The sequence below is a fragment of the Mesorhizobium sp. M7D.F.Ca.US.004.01.2.1 genome, from assembly GCF_003997785.1.
Lineage (GTDB): Bacteria > Pseudomonadota > Alphaproteobacteria > Rhizobiales > Rhizobiaceae > Mesorhizobium > Mesorhizobium loti.
This window is the reverse complement of record NZ_RZRQ01000021.1, coordinates 19695-36218: the sequence shown is the minus strand read 5'-3', so window position 1 is coordinate 36218 and position 16524 is coordinate 19695. Positions and strand designations below refer to the sequence as shown.

Below are 16524 nucleotides of genomic sequence, written 5' to 3'. Positions count from 1 at the left end.
GCTCGATGATGTCGACGCCGTCATCGACCTGTTGCCGCAGCCGCTGATGCGCGACGCGGTGCAGGCCGCGATCGCCACCCGCACGCCGCTGGTCACCACCAATTACGCCAAATCGATCGCCGACCTGGCGCCGGCCGCCGAACAGGCAGGTGTCCCGATCATGACCGAATGCGGGCTCGACCCCGGCATCGACCTGGTGCTCTACGCGCGCGCCGCAAGGCAGTTTTCTTCGATTTCTTCGATCGATTCCTATTGCGGCGGCATCCCCGAGCCGAAGGCGATGGCGAAGCCGCTTTGCTACAAGGTGAGCTGGAATTTCGACATGGTCCTGGTCAGCCAGAACCGCGACAGCGTGATGATCGAGGACGGAAAACGCGTCGCGGTGCCGGCCGGCCAGCAGCACGACAATCCGTTCATCCATGAGATCGAGGTCGCGGGCCTCGGCAGGCTGGAAGCCTTCCCCAATGGCGATGCGCTGCACTATGTCGAGATGCTGGACGCGGCCAAGGGGCTGCGCCGCTCCGGCCGCTACACGTTGCGCTGGCCGGGATGGTCGGCCTTCTGGGCGCCGCTGAAGGAGCTCGGCTTCCTCTCCGAAGACAAGGTGCCCGGCACCTCCAACAGCCCGCGCGAATTCCTCGGCCGGCTGCTCGGGCCGCAATTGCAATATGGCCCCGGCGAAAAGGACCTGTGCGTGATGCGCAATGTCTTTTCCGGCCTTGAAGGCGGCCGCGCCAAGACGGTGACGTCGGACCTGATCATCGAGCGCGACCTGGTTTCCGGCCTGTTCGGCATGAGCCTCGGCGTCGGCTATCCCGCCAGCATCGTGGCGCAGATGCTGGCACGCGGCGAGATCACCAAACCCGGCCTGCTCAACCCGCTGCTGGATGTGCCCGACATCAGGTTCTTCGACGAACTGGCCAGGCGCGGCATCACGGTTGCCGAGACGGTGGCCTGGGACTGAGGATTTTCGAACGGTGGCTGCCGCCGGCAACGGCGCTGCCGCTCAAAAAGCACCCCCCCGGGGTGAAAAACAACGTGGAACAATAAAACAAGGAGGAATACCGAAATGAAGATTGCCAGACTTTTCATCGCCGGACTTGCTCTCGCCGGGCTCACCGCCGCGGCCAGTGCCGGAACGCTCGACGACATCACCAAGCGCGGCGAACTGCGCGTCGCCGTGCAGACCCAAGGCCCCCCCTTCTCGCTGGTCGGGGCCAATGGCGAGCGCACCGGCAGTTCGGTTGAACTCGCCGAACTGATGGCCAAGGAAATGGGCGTCAAGATCACCTTCCTCGACTTCGACTGGGACGGCCTGATCCCGGCACTGCTGTCGGGCAAGGCCGACCTGCTGGTCGCCGACATGACGCCGACGCTGGCGCGCGGCATGAAGGTCGCGTTCACCACGCCTTACATGTACACGGGCAGCACCGTCTTCACCAAGGCCGACAGCAAGTTCAAGACCACCGAGGACTGCAAGGCCAAGGGCACCAAGATCGCCGTGCTGCTCGGCGCCACCGGCGAGAAGGAAGCCAAGACCGCTTTCCCCGATGCCGACATCAAGAGCTACAAGGGCGGCGGTCCGCTGCTGCTCGACGCCGTCAACAATGGCCAGGCTGATTGCGGCGTCAACGACATCTCGGCGGTCAAGGGCCAGTCGACAGCCTATCCGGCCGGCACCTTCACCATCATGCCGGACCTTCTGTCGAAGGAGCCGCTTGCCTTCGCCACCCGCTATGACGAGCCGGACCTGTTGATCTGGATGAACCTGTTCCTCAACCAGGTCAGCATCGACGGCCGCCTGCAGAAGAACCTCGACTACTGGGTCAATTCCGGCGCCTGGAAGAAGGATCACTAAGCAGCGATAGAACCCGGGCGGTTTCGCGCGCGTCTCAAGCGCCGCGAAACCGCCTGGAATTTCGCTTCATCCGTCGTTTCCTGCACTCTGGGATTTCACCCAACGATGCTCGAAAATTTCAGTTTCCGCACCATCGTCGAATATCTGCCGCTGTTCGGGCAGGGCCTGGTCACAACCGTCTGGCTGTCGGCGCTGTCCTTTGTCGGCGCGCTCATCGTCGGCATCGTGCTGTGCGCCATGAACCTGCAGCGCGGCTGGCTGTTTCGCGCGCCGGCCAAGGCCTATATCGACGCAGTCCGCGCCACGCCCTTGCTGGCGCAGCTTTATTTCCTCTATTTTGGCCTGCCTCGGCTCGGCTTCGTGCTGCCGGAGCTGGTCGTCGGCATCCTCGCGCTATCGCTCAACAGCGGCGCCTATATCGCTGAAATCATTCGCGCCGGCATCCTGTCGATCCCGCGCGGCCAGGTCGAAGCCAGCGTCGCTTCGGGCATGACCTATGTCCAGCGCATGCGCCTGGTCGTCCTGCCGCAGGCCTTCAAGGTGACGATCCCGCCGCTGCTCGGCCAGGCGATCGTGCTGGTCAAGGATTCCGCCCTGCTATCGCTGATCTCGGTTTCCGAACTGACGCGCGCCGGCCAGTTGCTCGCCTCCGACCGCTTCATGCCGGCGGAAGGCTTTCTCACCATCGCCGCCTTCTATCTGCTGCTCTATTACGGACTGAAGGGACTGGCTGGCCTCTCCAGCCGCTGGCTCGGCACGGCGGGGGCGCGGACATGATCTGGCAACAGCTGCAAAGCCTCGCCGGCTCCTATCCGCTGGCCCTGCGCGGCCTCGGCATGACCGTGGTGCTGTCGCTGATCAGCCTGGTGCTCGGCACCCTGCTCGGCTTCGGTCTCGGCATCCTGCGCACCGGCGGCAACCGTCTGATCGACAGCTTGATCGGGGCCTGGGTCGATCTCATCCGCGGCACGCCGTTCCTGGTGCAGATCTTCCTGATCTTCTTCATCCTGCCAGAGTTCGGCATCGAGCTCGACGCCTTCACTGCCGGCATCATAGCGCTGACCAATCTGGCCGCCTGCTTCATCTGCGAGATCGTCGTCGCCGGCATCCGCTCGGTACCGACCGGCCAGGTCGAGGCGGCACTGGCATCCGGCCTATCGCGCTGGCAGCGCATGCGCCAGGTGGTGCTGCCGCAGGCCATGCGCATCGTGCTGCCGCCGCTGGTCGGGCAGTACGTGCTGCTGATCAAGGATTCTTCGGTCGTGTCGGCCATCGGCCTCACCGACCTCACCCGCGTCGGCTGGCTGGTGGTGCAGCGTGTGCCCAACGGCCTGTTGGTCTTCTTCCTCGTCGGCGTCGGCTATTTCATCGTCTGCTATCCCCTGATCATGCTGGCCCGCCGGCTCGAACGGCGCATGGGTGCCGCGCATGGCGAGGTGCAGTTGTGACAGCCAATCCCAAAGGGCCAACATCGATGACCAAAACGGGCATGATCGACTTTCGCGGCGTCAACAAGTGGTTCGGCTCGCTCAACGTGCTGAAGGACATCACGCTCAGCGTCGAGCCGCGCGAGGTGGTCGTCGTCTGCGGCCCGAGCGGCTCGGGCAAGAGCACGCTGATCCGCTGCGTCAACGGCTTGGAGGCGATCAAGGACGGCGACCTCGTCGTCGACGGCCAGCGCCTCGGCGACCCCGCCACCAACATGACGCAGCTGCGCACCGAGATCGGCTTCGTCTTCCAGTCGTTCAACCTCTACCCGCACAAGACCGCGCTCGAGAACGTCACGCTCGCCCCCATCCATGTCCGCAAGATCCCGCGCGCCGAGGCCGAAAAGGCCGGGCGCGAATTGCTGGCCAAGGTTGGCCTCGCCGACAAGGTCAACGCCTATCCCGCACAGCTTTCCGGCGGCCAGCAGCAGCGCGTGGCGATCGCGCGTTGCCTCGGCATGCGGCCCAAGATCATGCTGTTCGACGAGCCGACTTCGGCACTCGACCCCGAGATGATTTCCGAAGTGCTCGATGTCATGGTCGCGGTCGCCGAGGAAGGCATGACCATGATGGTGGTGACGCATGAGATGGGCTTTGCCCGCAAGGTCGCCCAGCGCGTGGTGTTCATGGACGCCGGCGCCATCGTCGAAAGCGGCACGCCGGACGAGTTCTTCTCGCATCCCAGGACCGACCGCAGCCGGGCTTTCCTGAGCAAGATACTCAGGCATTGAAGGCAGCGACAGGGAGCGTCTTCTCGGCGCTTCCCGTCAATCTGTCCGGCGGCCATTGTATCAATCGAAGAATAGCGTTGCCTTGCAACGGATCTGTACGCCGACCGGCCGCCCTTCCGCTGCGGGCGAAAGGGCAAACCGTCCGGGTGGCTCAGGCTGCCGTCGGATAGTCCGTATAGCCCCTGGCGTCGCCGCCATAGAACGTCGCCTTGTCGGGGGCGTTGAGTTCGGCATTCCGCTTCAACCGGCTCACGAGGTCGGGATTGGCGATGAACAGCTTGCCGAACGCGACAAGGTCCGCCTTGCCGTCGGCAACGGCCTTTTCGGCCAGTTCCTTGTCGTAGCCATTGTTCACCAGCCAGGCTCCGCGTCCGCCAGCCTTGTGGTAGGTGGCCTTGAGTTCCGCGTAGTCGAACGGCTTGTCGCCCTGGCTGAAGTCACGCGCCCCGCCGGTCGCGCCTTCGACGATATGGATATAGGCCAGGGTGCGACGGCCCAGTCCCTCCACCACATGGTTGAACAACGGCTGCGGATTGGCATCCGAAGTGTCGTTGGCGGGCGTCACCGGCGACAGCCGGATTCCGGTCCTGCCGGCGCCGACGGCGCCCGCGACCGCGTCGACCACCTCGAACAGGAAGCGCGTCCGGTTCTCGATGGAACCGCCATAGTCATCGGTACGATGGTTGGTGCCCGAGCGCAGGAACTGGTCGACGAGATAACCATTGGCGCCATGGATCTCGACGCCGTCGAAACCTGCCTCCTCGATCGCCGCCTTGGCGGCGCGGCGGAAATCGTCGACGATGCCGGGGATTTCGGCCGCATCGAGCGCGCGCGGCTCGGAGGTCTCGGCGAACTCGCCGCTGCCATCCGGCCTGACCAGGAAAGTCTTGGAGTTTGCCCTGATCGCCGACGGCGCCACCGGCTTGCCGCCGCCGGGCTGCAACGAAACATGCGAGATGCGTCCGACATGCCAGAGCTGGACCACGATCTTGCCGCCGGCTCTATGGACCGCGTCCGTGACACGTTTCCAGCCGGCAAGCTGATCCGCGCCATAGAGACCTGGCACGTCGGCATAACCCTGGCCCTGATGGCTGATGGCGGTGGCCTCCGTCACGATCAGCCCGGCCGTGGCGCGCTGACCATAATAGGTGACCGAGAGGTCGCCGGGGACCGCATTGGGTGAACGATTGCGCGTCAGCGGCGCCATGACGATGCGGTTCGCCAGCGCCAGGTCGCCGGCCTGCAGCGGATCAAAGAGTGTAGTCATGAGAAAAAGCCTTTCATGGGGGGAGGACGGGGGAGGATCGTCAGAGACCGGACAGGGCGGCCTGGAAGGCCGCGATGGTTTCTTCGTTGCGCTTGTAGAACACCCATTGGCCGACCCGCCGTGTCGTGACGAGGTCCGCCGACGCCAGCGTCGCCAGATGCGCCGAGACGCTGGACTGCGCCAGGCCGCGACGGTCGAACTGGCTGGCGCAGACCCCCATCTCGAGCGGATGCGCCTGCGCGGCGAAGTGCTGTTCAGGCTCCTTCAGCCACGCCAGGACATCGCGTCGAAACGGATGCGCCAGCGCCTTCAATATGATGTCCTGGTCCATATTCACCTGCATCGATCTCAACCGATATATAGATCGGGTAGAGACGATATGGCAGGAAAACCATTCCATTTTTGCCGGCGATCGGAGAAAGCGGCACCCCGGACGAGTTCTTCTCGTACCCCAAGACCGACCGCAGCCGCGCCTTCCTCAGCAAGATACTCAGGCATTGAAGGCACCGCATCCCGCCGCGCCTTAGGTCGCCTCTTCCGGATTGCCGCCAATCGCAAACGCCACCCGGCCGCCACGCCGTCTCAGCAGCGCGATGGCGAGGAAGGCGATGACGCCGCTCGCAGCGACGACCACCAGCACCCACAGCGAATTGGCGACGGATGTCCGCGCCATCATGAAGGCGAGCGCGAACGGGGCGAAGGCCGAAGTGAACTGGCGGGCAGCGCTCGCCCAGCCGAGCCGCGCGCCATAGCCTTCGCGGCCGAAGAGTTCGAGCGGCAAGGTGCCGCCGACGATGCTGGTGAGGCCGGAACCGAGGCCGAACAGGAACACGAACAGGAAGGCGCCGGGCAGCCACGGCGTGGTCAGCAGCAGCGCGCACAGCCCGGCCGTGAGCAGCGACGCGGCGATGACGGCGAGATGCGTTTGCTGAAGCCGCCCGCCAAACAGCATGTTGATCAGCCGGCTGGCGACCTGCGCCGGCCCGAACAGGGTCGAAACGAAGAGGCCGGCGGTGCCCAGCCCAAGGGCCGCCGTCAGCGGCACCATGTGGATGAGGATCGCCGACAGCACGAAACCCTCGGTGGCGAACCCCGCCAGCATGAGCAGGAATGCGGCCCGGCCGCGCCGCGGATCGAGCAGTGCGCCCTGTTCGGAAGCGCGGGCGGGTCCTTGCAGCGTTGCGGTTGCATTGCGGCGTGACAGGCGCATCAGCCAGGCGTGGATCGGCAGGCAGAGCCCGAGATTGAGCGCGGCGAACAAGAGATAGACCTCGCGCCATGTCAGCTGCGCGTGCAGCGCCGAGGTCAATGGCCAGAACAGGGTCGAGGCAAACCCCGCGATAAGCGTCAGGTGGGTGATGCTGCGTTGCGGCCGGGGAACCCCGATCTGTACGATCGCCACGAAGGCGGCGCTGTAGAGGACAAAGCTGGAGGCCAGCTCCATGGCCAGCAAGGCCAGGACGAAGGTCACGCGGCCGGGCGCGACGGCGCACAGCGCCAGCGCCACCGCTGCCGCGACCGAGCCGATGGTCATGATGCGGCCGGCGCCGAAGCGGTCGGCCCATCGCCCGGCCGTCGGCGCGAACAGGCTGCCGGCAAACAGCGAGGCGGACAGGGCGCCGAACACCCAGCCTTCCGCGAGGCCGAACTCCCTGGCCATTGCCGGCGCCAGGATCGAGAAGCTGTAGAAGAGCGTGCCGTAGCCGATGATCTGGGTCAGCCCCAGCGCCCAGATCGCCTTGCGCAGAACGGACCGGTCAGGCATCGATGCTGGCTGCCATCGTCTCTTGCGCCTCGGTGCTGGCCGGCGTGGTTGCGCAGCCGCAGCCCGAGGCGCCCTTGGCCTTGGCATGCGCATCCTCGACACAGCAAGCGTCGACATCGGCCGGCGCAGGCCCGCCGCAGCAGCCGGCGCTTGCCGATACCGTCACGATACCGACCGCGCTGCACACGCCGGTCTCCGGCAACACCAGCCGCACCTCGCGGGCCGCGACATGGTCTCCGGCAATGTCGGCGACCACCGAGCGGACCTGCTCGTAGCCGGTCGCCATCAGGAAGGTCGGGGCGCGGCCATAGGATTTCGAGCCGACGATGGTGAAGCCGGGTTCGGGATGCGCGAGTTCCGCGATGCCATGCGCGGGAACCGTGCCGCAGGAGTGGAAGTTCGGATCGATCAGCGGCGCCAGCGCCGGCGGCGCTTCGACGACGGGATCGAGCGCGATGCGGATTTCGCCGAGGAACGACAGATCGGGCCGGAAGCCGGTGGTGACGACGATGCGGTCGACGGCCAGGCTGAACGGCTTGCCGGCCAGGCTGGCATCGACGGCGAGCCCCTCGCCCTGCGTCTCGATGCGGTTGACGGCGAAAGGCGCCAGCATGTTCAGCCTGCCGTCCGTCATCGCCTGCCTGGCGGCCAGCCCAAGCGCGCCGCGTTCGGGCAACTGGTCGTTCAGCCCGCCGCCGAGCAGCCTGTCGACGCTGGCATGGCGCAGCGCCCAGAAGATCTCGGTGCCAGGTGCCGCGTCCTGCAGTTCCATCAGCGCCAGGGCGACGTTGATGGCCGAGTGCCCGCCGCCGATGACCAGGACGCGCTTGCCCGCATAGTCTTCTCTCGCCTTGCCGACCACGTCGGGAATGCCATAGGCGATGCGCGCCGACGCCGCGCCTTCGCCGGGAACCGGCAGGCCGTCGACACCGATCGGGTTTGGCCGCCACCATGTTCCGGACGCGTCGATGACGGCGCGGGCGAGAACGCGGTGCTCGCCGCCGGCATCGCGATAGGGGATGACGAAGGGCGCGTCCTTGCGGCCGTCATTGGCGGCCTTGTCATGTCCCTGACGGGTAATCGCGGTGACCTCCGCACCGAGTTTCAAATTGGCGGCGATCGCCGGAAGTGCCGCGAGAGGCGCCAGATAATCGCGCACGATCTCGCCGCCGGTCGGCAGGCCTTGGCTGTCCGGCGCCGTCCAGCCCGAGCGGTCGAGCAGCGCCCGCGCCGCTGCGTCGATGTTGTATTCCCACGGCGAAAACACCCGCACATGGCCCCATTCGAGCAGTGCCGCACCCACGCTTTCACCACGCTCCAGGATGAGCGGACGGATGCCGCGCTCGACCAGATGCGCCGCGGCTGCAAGGCCGACCGGGCCGGCGCCGATTACCGCGACGGGAAGATTTGCCATCATGTCCATAGGTTCGATCCTTCCGGTATCTTCGAATTACAAGCGCAAAAAAATCAAGCCAGGGCTTTGCTGGCGGCGGGCGCGCAAGTGGCGTCAGCGCAGCACTCATCGGCGAGATAGCCGATCAGCGCATTCATGCCGGGATAGTTGGCGCGGCAGATCAGCGTCGTCGCCTGCCGCTCCTGCGTCACCAGGCCGGTGTCGACCAGCCGCTTGAGGTGATGCGACAGCGTCGAGGACGGAATGTCGAGCTTGCCCTGGACACTGCCGACAGCAAGCCCGTCATCGCCGGCGCGCACCAGGATGCGATAGAGCTGAAGCCGCGTCGGGTTGCCCAGCGCTTCGAGTTGGGCGGCTGCTTTTTCGAGTTTCATGGAAGTAGGCTATGCGACACTTTTCGCGCCGTCAACTCAATTTCGAAAAATATGGAAATAGCGTTAGCCGGCACGCTTGCCCGAGGCGTAAGTGACCACCTCGCCATCCTCCTTGGTGAACGCGCCGATCTCCGGGTTGGGCAGGATGTCCAGCACCTTTTCCGAGGGCCGCGCCAGGACGACGCCGAGCGGGCTGACCACGATCGGCCGGTTGATCAGGATCGGATGCGCCAGCATGAAATCGAGGATCTTCTCGTCGGACCATTTCGGGTCGGCAAGGCCGAGTTCGGCATAGGGCGTGCCCTTCTCGCGCAGCAGGTCGCGCGGCGTCATGCCCATCGCCGCGATCAGTTCGACCAGCCTTTCGCGAGACGGCGGCGTCTTCAGATATTCGATCACCTCCGGCTCTTCGCCGGACTGCCGGATAATGGCCAGCGTGTTGCGCGAGGTGCCGCAATCGGGGTTGTGGTAGATGGTTATGGTCATCGCGCGGCCTTCTCGCTGGACATCGTGCTGCGGACGGCGCCGCCCTCTTCGTACCAGCCCTGGCTGCGGTTCACGATCCACACCACCGACAGCATGACCGGAACCTCGATGAGGACGCCGACCACGGTGGCAAGGGCTGCGCCCGAATTCAGCCCGAACAGCGCGATCGCGGCGGCCACCGCCAGCTCGAAGAAATTCGACGCGCCGATCAGCGCCGATGGTCCGGCCACGCAGTGGCGTTCGCCGCTGACCCGGTTGAGCAGATAGGCAAGGCCGGAGTTGAAATAGACCTGGATCAGGATCGGCACCGCCAGCAGCACGATCACCAGCGGCTGCGCGATGATCTGCTCACCCTGGAAGCCGAACAGCAGCACCAGCGTCGCCAGAAGGGCAACCAGCGACAGGGGCTGCAGCGCGGCGAGCAGCGCATCGAGCCCGCCTTGCCCGCTTGCCGCCAGCAACCGGCCCCGAACCAGTTGCGCGACGATCACCGGTGCTACGATATAGAGCCCGACCGACAGCATCAGCGTGCCCCATGGCACGGTGATCGCCGACAGGCCGAGCAGCAGGCCGACGATCGGCGCGAAGGCAACGATCATGATCGCGTCGTTGAGCGCCACCTGCGACAGCGTGAAATTCGGCTCGCCGCGCGTCAGGTTCGACCAGACGAACACCATCGCCGTGCACGGGGCCGCGGCAAGGATGATCAGCCCGGCAATGTAGGAATCGATCTGCGCGGCCGGCAGCCAGGGCCGGAACAGCCAGCCGACGAAGAGCCAGCCCAGCAGCGCCATCGAGAACGGTTTCACCGCCCAGTTGATGAACAGCGTCACGCCGATGCCGCGCCAGTAGGTGCCGACCCTGGCCAGCGATGCAAAATCGACGCGCAAGAGCATCGGCACGATCATCAGCCAGATCAGCACCGCGATGGGAATGTTGACCCTAGCGATCTCGGCCGAGGCGATGGCGCCGAACACGCCCGGCAGCAGATGACCGAGCGCGATGCCCGCGACGATGCAGAGCGCCACCCACACCGTCAGATATTTCTCGACGAAGCCGATGCCGGGCCGCGCTGTGTCGCTCGCGTTCAGAGCGTGATCGGTCATGATGGCTTTCCTTGTTCGGACGGCGCGCGATAGATGTTGAATATCCAGGCAGTCATCGCTGCCCTCAGCAGTCGCAGGTCACGGCATTGATGACGGGTCGGCAGAGTTCCGGCGCGCCATTGCAGCAATCTTCCATCAGATAGGCCAGCAGGTCGCGCAAGCCGGTCATGTCGGCGACGTAGCGCACGATCCGACCGTCGCGTTCGGGGCGGATCAGCCCGGCATGGGCGAGCACCTTCAGATGCGCTGACATGGTGTTCTGGACCGTGTCCAGCCTTGTCGCGATCTCGCCAGCCGGAATGCCTTCCGGCCCGGCGCGCACGAGCAGCCGGAAGACATCCAGCCGCGTCTCCTGGCCAAGTGCGGCCAGTGCATTCAAAGTGTCTTTCTTATCCATATATCCGAATCCTTGGATTTATGGATATCGGCTTCCCCGCGATCTGTAAAGCGTGTCCGCCCGCCATCAGGTGACGGCCAGCACCTTTCCCGTATCGTGCTGGCGCACGAAGTCCACGCGGGCGCCATCCCAGTGATAGCTGTAGTGCCGGCCCTGCACCGGAACGGGGATGACATCAGGCCAGAAGATGCCGATGCAGCCGCCGCCCGGCATGCGCACGCTGTTCCACACCAGCCCATCGCTGCCGGCAGCCCGCAACGCCCGCCCTTCCGCCTGCGAGGCGGTGTAGTCGTCCGGGTCGAGCACGCCTGGCACGGCGTTCACGTCATCGAGGCTGCGGTCGACGCCGCCGATCAGCACGCGGAAATCCGCTGTCCAGCCCGGCCCCTCGTTGGTGGCGCCCATGAATTTCTGATGGTGGTGGATGGTCTCGGCCAGCGCCACCTCCTCGCTGTCGCCGGCATAGTAGATCCCGTAACTGCCATCCGAGAAACGGCCTGGCCTGAGCGTCGAGCAATGCACGAAGGGCGCCATCACGAAGCTCGCGCCGGGACCGGAAATCCGCCTTGCGGCCGACACCTTGCCGAGGTCGCCGATCTCGAACCGGATGCGCGGGTTCGTTTTCGCCTCGACGGCGGCAAGCGCCTCCCAGTCGCGCGGGTCGGCAACGTCCTCGAAGAGGTCGATGGGCGGATGGATGGAGCGGATGATGCGGAAGGTCTGGTGCCAGTCGACGCGGCGACGGACCGCAAGCCCACTCACCATGCACCACGCTCCGCATCGAGCCATTCCCGCATCGCCGAGAGATCGGAGATTTCGCCGCGCAGCATCAGGTCGAGGGCCGACTGGCCGCCGAAGGTGGCATTGGGCTTGCGTATCCAGGCATAGCCGCGCGCCGGCTCCGTGAACAGATAGCGCAGGCCCTTGTGGATGCCCATCAGGTGCGCCATGCGGGTGCGCAGATCGCGGTCGATCCTGCCGATGCCGCCTTCTTTCGCCCCAGTCTTCCAACGCGCCCAGGTCCGAGCCGACATACCGCCAAGCAGGATGCAGGCCTCCATATCCGTGAGATTCCAGGCCTTGAACAGGTTGACCGTGGTGCGCGCCAAGGCGCCCGCCTCGTCATCCGAGATGACGCTGCCGACCGTGGCAGGCGTGGTGACGATGGACTGAAGCTGCATTTGTTGCCTCGCTATTGGCAGATATATAGCATGTATTTGCCAATTGGCAAGGAACGGCGTTGCGAGGCACAAGGCAAACTGGTTCGCACCGATGATCGGTTCCACCTTGGACCACCAATCGCCGAGGCCAGCGCCGCCCCTCATCGCCCTGCCGGGCACTTCTCCCCGTATAGTGACGGGGAGAAGGGGCTAGCCGCAACGCTGGCGCCCTACTTGCAACGCTGGTGATTGGCGAAACCGGCGATGGCAGCGTCCCTCTCCCCGTCACTATACGGGGAGAGGATGCCGGCAGGCAGGTGAGGGGCAGCGCCAACTTCGGGCGATTGGCCCAGATCCAGAAAGTTGCGCGCCACTTATCGTGGCGCGCCCCGACCCGTTTTACTCCGCCGCCTCATATCCCGCGATGCCCTTGATCTCGAGGAAATCCTCGAGCCCGTATTCGGCATATTCGCGGCCGTTGCCCGACTGCTTGTAGCCGCCGAACGGCAGGCCGGCGTCCCACTGGGGATAGTTGATGTAGACATTGCCGGTGCGCATGCGCGCCGCGACTTCGCGCGCCTTCTTCATGTCCTTGGCCTGGATGTAGGAGGCGAGGCCATAGACGGTGTCGTTGGCGGTGTTGATCACCTCGTCGACGCTGTCATAGGGCATGATCGCCAGCACCGGCCCAAAAATCTCTTCGCGCGCGATGCGCATGTCGTGGGTGACGTCCGCGAACACCGTCGGCCTGACATAATAACCGCGGTTGAGTTCGGCCGGACGGCCAGGGCCGCCAGCGACTAGCGTCGCACCCTCGTCGATGCCGGCCTGGATCAGGTCCTGGATCTTGTCGAACTGGACCTGGTTGACGACCGGGCCGAGTTTGGTGCCGGCAGCGTCGGCGGGGCCGACGGTGAACTTTTCCGCAGCCGCCTTGGCATAGCCGGCCGCCTCGTCGTGGCGGTCACGCGGCACGAACATGCGCGTCGGCGCGTTGCAGGACTGGCCGCTGTTGCTGAAGCAACCGGCGACGCCCTTGGAGACGGCGCTTGCGAGGTCGACATCCCCGAACAGGATGTTGGCCGACTTGCCGCCAAGCTCCTGATGCACGCGCTTGACCGTGTCGGCGGCGGCCTTGGCCACCAGGATGCCGGCGCGGGTCGAACCGGTGAACGACATCATGTCGATGTCGGGATGGCTGGACAGCGCCTGGCCGACGCCCGGACCGTCGCCATTGATGAGGTTGAACACGCCCTTCGGCACGCCGGCCTCGTCGAGGATTTCGGCGAAGATGATGGCGTCGAGCGGCGCGATCTCTGAGGGCTTGAGCACCATGGTGCAGCCGGCGGCAAGCGCCGGACCGACCTTGCAGGTGATCTGGTTGAGCGGCCAGTTCCACGGCGTGATCAGGCCGACGACACCGATCGGCTCCTTGACCACGAGATGATTGCCCTTCACGTGGCGGAACTCGAAACTCCCTAGCACGTCGGCCATCTTCTGCAGATGCGCAAGGCCGATGCCGACCTGGCTGTCCAATGCCATCTGGCGCGGCGCACCCATTTCGCGCGACACGGCAACCGCCAGATCGGCGCTGCGCTTCTTGTAGACCGCGATGATGCGGTTCAGGAGTTCGAGCCGCTCGCCGACCTCGGTGAAACCAAAGCTGTTGAAGGCGCGCTTGGCTGCGGCCACCGCCTTGTCGACATCGGCCTTGGAGCCGAGCGAGATCTGCGCGAAGGCATCCTCATTCGACGGGTCGATGACGTCGAAAGTGTTGGGCACAACAGGATCGACCCACGCGCCATCGATATAGAATTGCAGATTGTGTGACATGGTTTGCTCCTTGGGATGCACCGCATGGCCGTGCCGGCCGTCATATGTGGCTGGAGATAACGATGCACAACCGCCGCTGTCAAACGCAACCCCGGAAGTGGTTGACCCAGTGCGCGAGTCGTTGAGCCAGAGCGAGGCTGGATTACAGCAAGATATGTCCAGCCTCGACCAGAAACCGCCTCGCGGCGGCCTGATCCGTCGCTTTCACCAACAGATGGTCGCCATCGAAAGTGGACACCACGAAGATGCCCAACCCGTTCTCCGACAACGGCCTTATGACCGACAGCACGATACCGGTTTCGTCGAAGGCAAACGGCCCCTGGAGTTTGAAGGCCACCCAGTCACCGTCCTGCCTGACGCTATCCGGCACACGATCCTGCAGACAAACGATCGAAAGTTCGTCGTCGGTCCTTGTGATGCTGACGAAGCCTGGCCCGTCCGCCCAACCGGGAATGGCGTCGCCCGCCTCCAGCCGGGAAACCGCGTAATGCCCTGAGAGTTGCCTAAGCCTGACGCTGATGGACATTGTCGAACTCCTTCCTCAGATTACCGGTGATCCCGCGAGCCTCTTGCTCATATAGACCGTCATGCCGCCCATGAACGGCTCTTCCCGATCGATCACATAGCCATGCTTTTTGTAAAGCGACACATTGGCCTCGAAGGCGCCATTGGTCAGCAGGCGAAGCTCGAGGCGGCCCGCTTCGATTGCCTTGCGCTCGGCCAGTTCCAGCAGCAGCCGGCCGATCCCCCTGCCCTGCGCCTGCGATGCGACGCAGACATTCTCGATCCAGAGGTGATCGTCGGCCAGGATGGTTTCGATCATCCCGACAATGGCGCCATCCTCGACGGCGAGATCGAACGGATGCTCGGCCACCGCCTTCTCATAGTCAGCGCGCATCGGCAGCGGCTCGCGGCCGATCACCGGCACCCATTTGGCATAGGCGGTGCGCACAATGTCCCGGATCGCGGCGGCATTCGCCGGCGTGGCCGGCCGAAGTCGGATGGACGAAACGATGGTCATGAAGTGCTCCAGACATGAAAACCCCGCCGGCGGATGTCGCGGGCGGGGCTGGAAACGAACGAACCAGGTCTATCGTGCCGGTTGTTGTCGTCGCGCAATCAGCTTGCCGCTCGTGCAGGAGCGGCGTCGCTTGGTGATGGTGGGCGCGAAAACGAACATGGCGCCAAGCTGGAGCAGGAACCGCAGCGTTGTCAAGGCGGCCGCTGAAATCGGCAATGTCTCATGTCATGGAAACCCTATATGCCTTGCGGCAGCGGCAATTGATGAGGACAGGATATGACCGGGACGCTAGGCAAGGCGGTGCGGATGGTCGCCATCCTGAACCTTGGCTATTTCGGTATCGAGTTTGCCGTCGCCGTTTGGATCGGATCTGTATCGCTGTTCGCGGACAGCATCGATTTTCTCGAGGATGCATCCGTCAACCTGCTGATCATGGTTGCGCTGGGCTGGACTATCCGTAATCGAGCGCGGCTTGGAATGGCGCTGGCCGGGGTACTTCTGATCCCGGCTTTGGCGACCCTTTGGACGGCTTGGGAGAAGTTCAACGTTCCAATCCCGCCAGCGCCCGTTCCGCTAACGCTTACCGCGGCTGGCGCGATCCTCGTCAACCTGTCGTGCGCGCTGATGCTCGCTCGCTATCGCCATCACAGCGGCAGCCTTACCCACGCAGCATTCCTGTCGGCGCGCAACGATGTCCTGGCGAATATCGCAATCATTGCCGCCGGCCTGGTCACGGCATTTGTGTGGAACTCGGCTTGGCCAGATATTGTCATTGGCCTTGCGATCGCCGTCATGAATGCCGACGCTGCCCGCGAGGTTTTCACGGCCGCAAGACGCGAGTTCGCAGAAAGCCAAATCCCAAGCTGAGATACTGCCATCCGATCCGGGCACGATCCTTGTGCCCTCAATACTCCTGCGCCGTCGGCCGCAACAGGATCACATGTGGCCGCTCTCTGGGTCTTCATGTGCGGCAGCGCGGCTGCGATGCCATAGAGCACGCCCTTAATGTGGTGGCTCAGCCGGGCACTTCGACCCTGCCGAGCCAGCGTGTGACCTGTTCCAGCGTCTCGCGCTCCTGGTCGCACTGCTTGGAAAAACCTTCGATGAGCCTCGCCGCCGGCGCATGGTCGGCGAGGACCTTCAGGCTCTGCCCGATTCCGTAGCCGCCATGGATGATGAACGGCACCAATGTCTTGCCCGACAGATCGTGTTTCGCCAGGAAGGAGCGGATCACCGCAGGCGCGGTCATGCCCCAGATCGGAAATCCGAGGAACACCGTCTCGTAGGATCTGATGTCCGGCACCGTGGTGGCGAGCGGCGGTTCGAAACCGGACACCCGCTGCTGTTCCGCCACTGCGACCTGCTCCTCATAGTCTTCCGGGTAGGGATCCACGGTGCGGATCTCGAAAATGTCCGCTCCGAGAGCCCGGCTGATCTGGCGCGCGATGACGCGCGTGTTGCCGGTTCGGGTGTAGTACGCCACCAGAACCTTGGCGCTGCCCGCTTGCCGCGCGTTCGACGCGGCGGCGGGCAGGCTCGATCCGGCACCCAATCCAGCACCCAGTGGCAATGCAAGCGCGGTCATAAGCGCACCTCGTCTTGAGAACAGGCCCGACTGGCTCATC

The 16524-nt window shown here is 64.7% G+C and carries 20 protein-coding genes and 1 pseudogene; 7 read left to right on the top strand and 14 right to left on the bottom strand.

The window, feature by feature from the left end:
- From EN993_RS06195 to EN993_RS06175, 5 genes are all read left to right on the top strand, one after another.
- On the top strand, positions 1-964 hold a 964-nt coding region (locus EN993_RS06195; RefSeq protein ID WP_127262671.1), incomplete at its 5' end, for a saccharopine dehydrogenase C-terminal domain-containing protein.
- 105 nt (positions 965-1069) lie between these two features.
- Complete coding sequence (locus EN993_RS06190) at positions 1070-1858, top strand: ABC transporter substrate-binding protein (protein WP_127262670.1); 789 nt, start codon at positions 1070-1072, stop codon at positions 1856-1858.
- Positions 1859-1963: 105 nt separating this feature from the next.
- Positions 1964-2635 (top strand): amino acid ABC transporter permease, encoded by a 672-nt coding sequence (locus EN993_RS06185; protein ID WP_013530557.1) that lies wholly within the window; start codon positions 1964-1966, stop codon positions 2633-2635.
- A complete protein-coding gene (locus EN993_RS06180) occupies positions 2632-3306 on the top strand; it encodes an amino acid ABC transporter permease (RefSeq protein ID WP_109660398.1) in 675 nt (224 codons plus the stop codon). The genes EN993_RS06185 and EN993_RS06180 overlap by 4 nt, the downstream gene beginning before the upstream one ends.
- 26 nt (positions 3307-3332) lie before the next feature.
- On the top strand, positions 3333-4076 hold the full coding sequence (locus EN993_RS06175) for an amino acid ABC transporter ATP-binding protein (RefSeq protein WP_109660396.1): 744 nt from the start codon (positions 3333-3335) through the stop codon (positions 4074-4076).
- A gap of 151 nt (positions 4077-4227) precedes the next feature.
- Here the strand turns inward: EN993_RS06175 and EN993_RS06170 are convergent, their stop codons facing one another.
- Positions 4228-5343: an alkene reductase gene (locus EN993_RS06170; protein ID WP_127262669.1), complete on the bottom strand. Its 1116-nt coding sequence runs from the start codon at positions 5341-5343 to the stop codon at positions 4228-4230.
- Between the two features lie 40 nt (positions 5344-5383).
- Positions 5384-5674, bottom strand: coding sequence for a metalloregulator ArsR/SmtB family transcription factor (locus tag EN993_RS06165; protein WP_109661360.1), 291 nt, complete (start codon positions 5672-5674; stop codon positions 5384-5386).
- A gap of 77 nt (positions 5675-5751) precedes the next feature.
- Here EN993_RS06165 and EN993_RS38425 point away from each other — a divergent pair.
- A pseudogene (locus EN993_RS38425) lies at positions 5752-5844 on the top strand (polar amino acid ABC transporter ATP-binding protein); the annotation flags it as partial.
- 22 nt (positions 5845-5866) lie between these two features.
- Here the strand turns inward: EN993_RS38425 and arsK are convergent.
- From arsK to EN993_RS06100, 11 genes are all read right to left on the bottom strand, one after another.
- Complete coding sequence (gene arsK / locus EN993_RS06155; RefSeq protein ID WP_109660392.1) at positions 5867-7108, bottom strand: arsenite efflux MFS transporter ArsK; 1242 nt, start codon at positions 7106-7108, stop codon at positions 5867-5869.
- The gene (locus EN993_RS06150) at positions 7101-8531 is read right to left on the bottom strand and encodes an NAD(P)-binding domain-containing protein (RefSeq protein ID WP_127262668.1); all 1431 of its coding nucleotides are present in this window, start codon (positions 8529-8531) and stop codon (positions 7101-7103) included. Before EN993_RS06150 ends, arsK begins: the two co-directional genes overlap by 8 nt.
- 44 nt (positions 8532-8575) lie before the next feature.
- A complete protein-coding gene (locus tag EN993_RS06145) occupies positions 8576-8896 on the bottom strand; it encodes a metalloregulator ArsR/SmtB family transcription factor (protein WP_127262667.1) in 321 nt (106 codons plus the stop codon).
- Between the two features lie 63 nt (positions 8897-8959).
- The gene (gene arsC / locus EN993_RS06140; protein WP_109660385.1) at positions 8960-9382 is read right to left on the bottom strand and encodes an arsenate reductase (glutaredoxin); all 423 of its coding nucleotides are present in this window, start codon (positions 9380-9382) and stop codon (positions 8960-8962) included.
- Positions 9379-10443 (bottom strand): ACR3 family arsenite efflux transporter, encoded by a 1065-nt coding sequence (gene arsB / locus EN993_RS06135; RefSeq protein WP_164757556.1) that lies wholly within the window; start codon positions 10441-10443, stop codon positions 9379-9381. Before arsB ends, arsC begins: the two co-directional genes overlap by 4 nt.
- A gap of 109 nt (positions 10444-10552) precedes the next feature.
- Positions 10553-10885 carry a metalloregulator ArsR/SmtB family transcription factor gene (locus EN993_RS06130; protein ID WP_109660381.1) on the bottom strand — a complete coding sequence of 111 codons (333 nt, stop codon included), beginning with the start codon at positions 10883-10885 and terminating at the stop codon, positions 10553-10555.
- A 66-nt stretch (positions 10886-10951) separates the two neighbouring features.
- Positions 10952-11650 (bottom strand): RES family NAD+ phosphorylase, encoded by a 699-nt coding sequence (locus tag EN993_RS06125; protein ID WP_127262665.1) that lies wholly within the window; start codon positions 11648-11650, stop codon positions 10952-10954.
- A complete protein-coding gene (locus tag EN993_RS06120) occupies positions 11644-12066 on the bottom strand; it encodes an MbcA/ParS/Xre antitoxin family protein (protein ID WP_109661358.1) in 423 nt (140 codons plus the stop codon). Before EN993_RS06120 ends, EN993_RS06125 begins: the two co-directional genes overlap by 7 nt.
- 378 nt (positions 12067-12444) lie before the next feature.
- Complete coding sequence (locus tag EN993_RS06110) at positions 12445-13878, bottom strand: aldehyde dehydrogenase family protein (RefSeq protein WP_127262664.1); 1434 nt, start codon at positions 13876-13878, stop codon at positions 12445-12447.
- 142 nt (positions 13879-14020) lie between these two features.
- Positions 14021-14404, bottom strand: coding sequence for an ACT domain-containing protein (locus tag EN993_RS06105; RefSeq protein ID WP_109660375.1), 384 nt, complete (start codon positions 14402-14404; stop codon positions 14021-14023).
- 15 nt (positions 14405-14419) lie between these two features.
- Positions 14420-14899: a GNAT family N-acetyltransferase gene (locus tag EN993_RS06100; RefSeq protein WP_127262663.1), complete on the bottom strand. Its 480-nt coding sequence runs from the start codon at positions 14897-14899 to the stop codon at positions 14420-14422.
- Positions 14900-15175: 276 nt separating this feature from the next.
- On the opposite strand from EN993_RS06100, the gene EN993_RS06095 reads away from it, so the two are divergent.
- A complete protein-coding gene (locus tag EN993_RS06095) occupies positions 15176-15766 on the top strand; it encodes a cation diffusion facilitator family transporter (protein WP_127262662.1) in 591 nt (196 codons plus the stop codon).
- Between the two features lie 148 nt (positions 15767-15914).
- Here EN993_RS06095 and EN993_RS06090 read toward each other — a convergent pair whose 3' ends face one another.
- Positions 15915-16523: a flavodoxin gene (locus tag EN993_RS06090; protein ID WP_245468656.1), complete on the bottom strand. Its 609-nt coding sequence runs from the start codon at positions 16521-16523 to the stop codon at positions 15915-15917.
- Between the last annotated feature and the right edge of the window lies 1 nt (position 16524).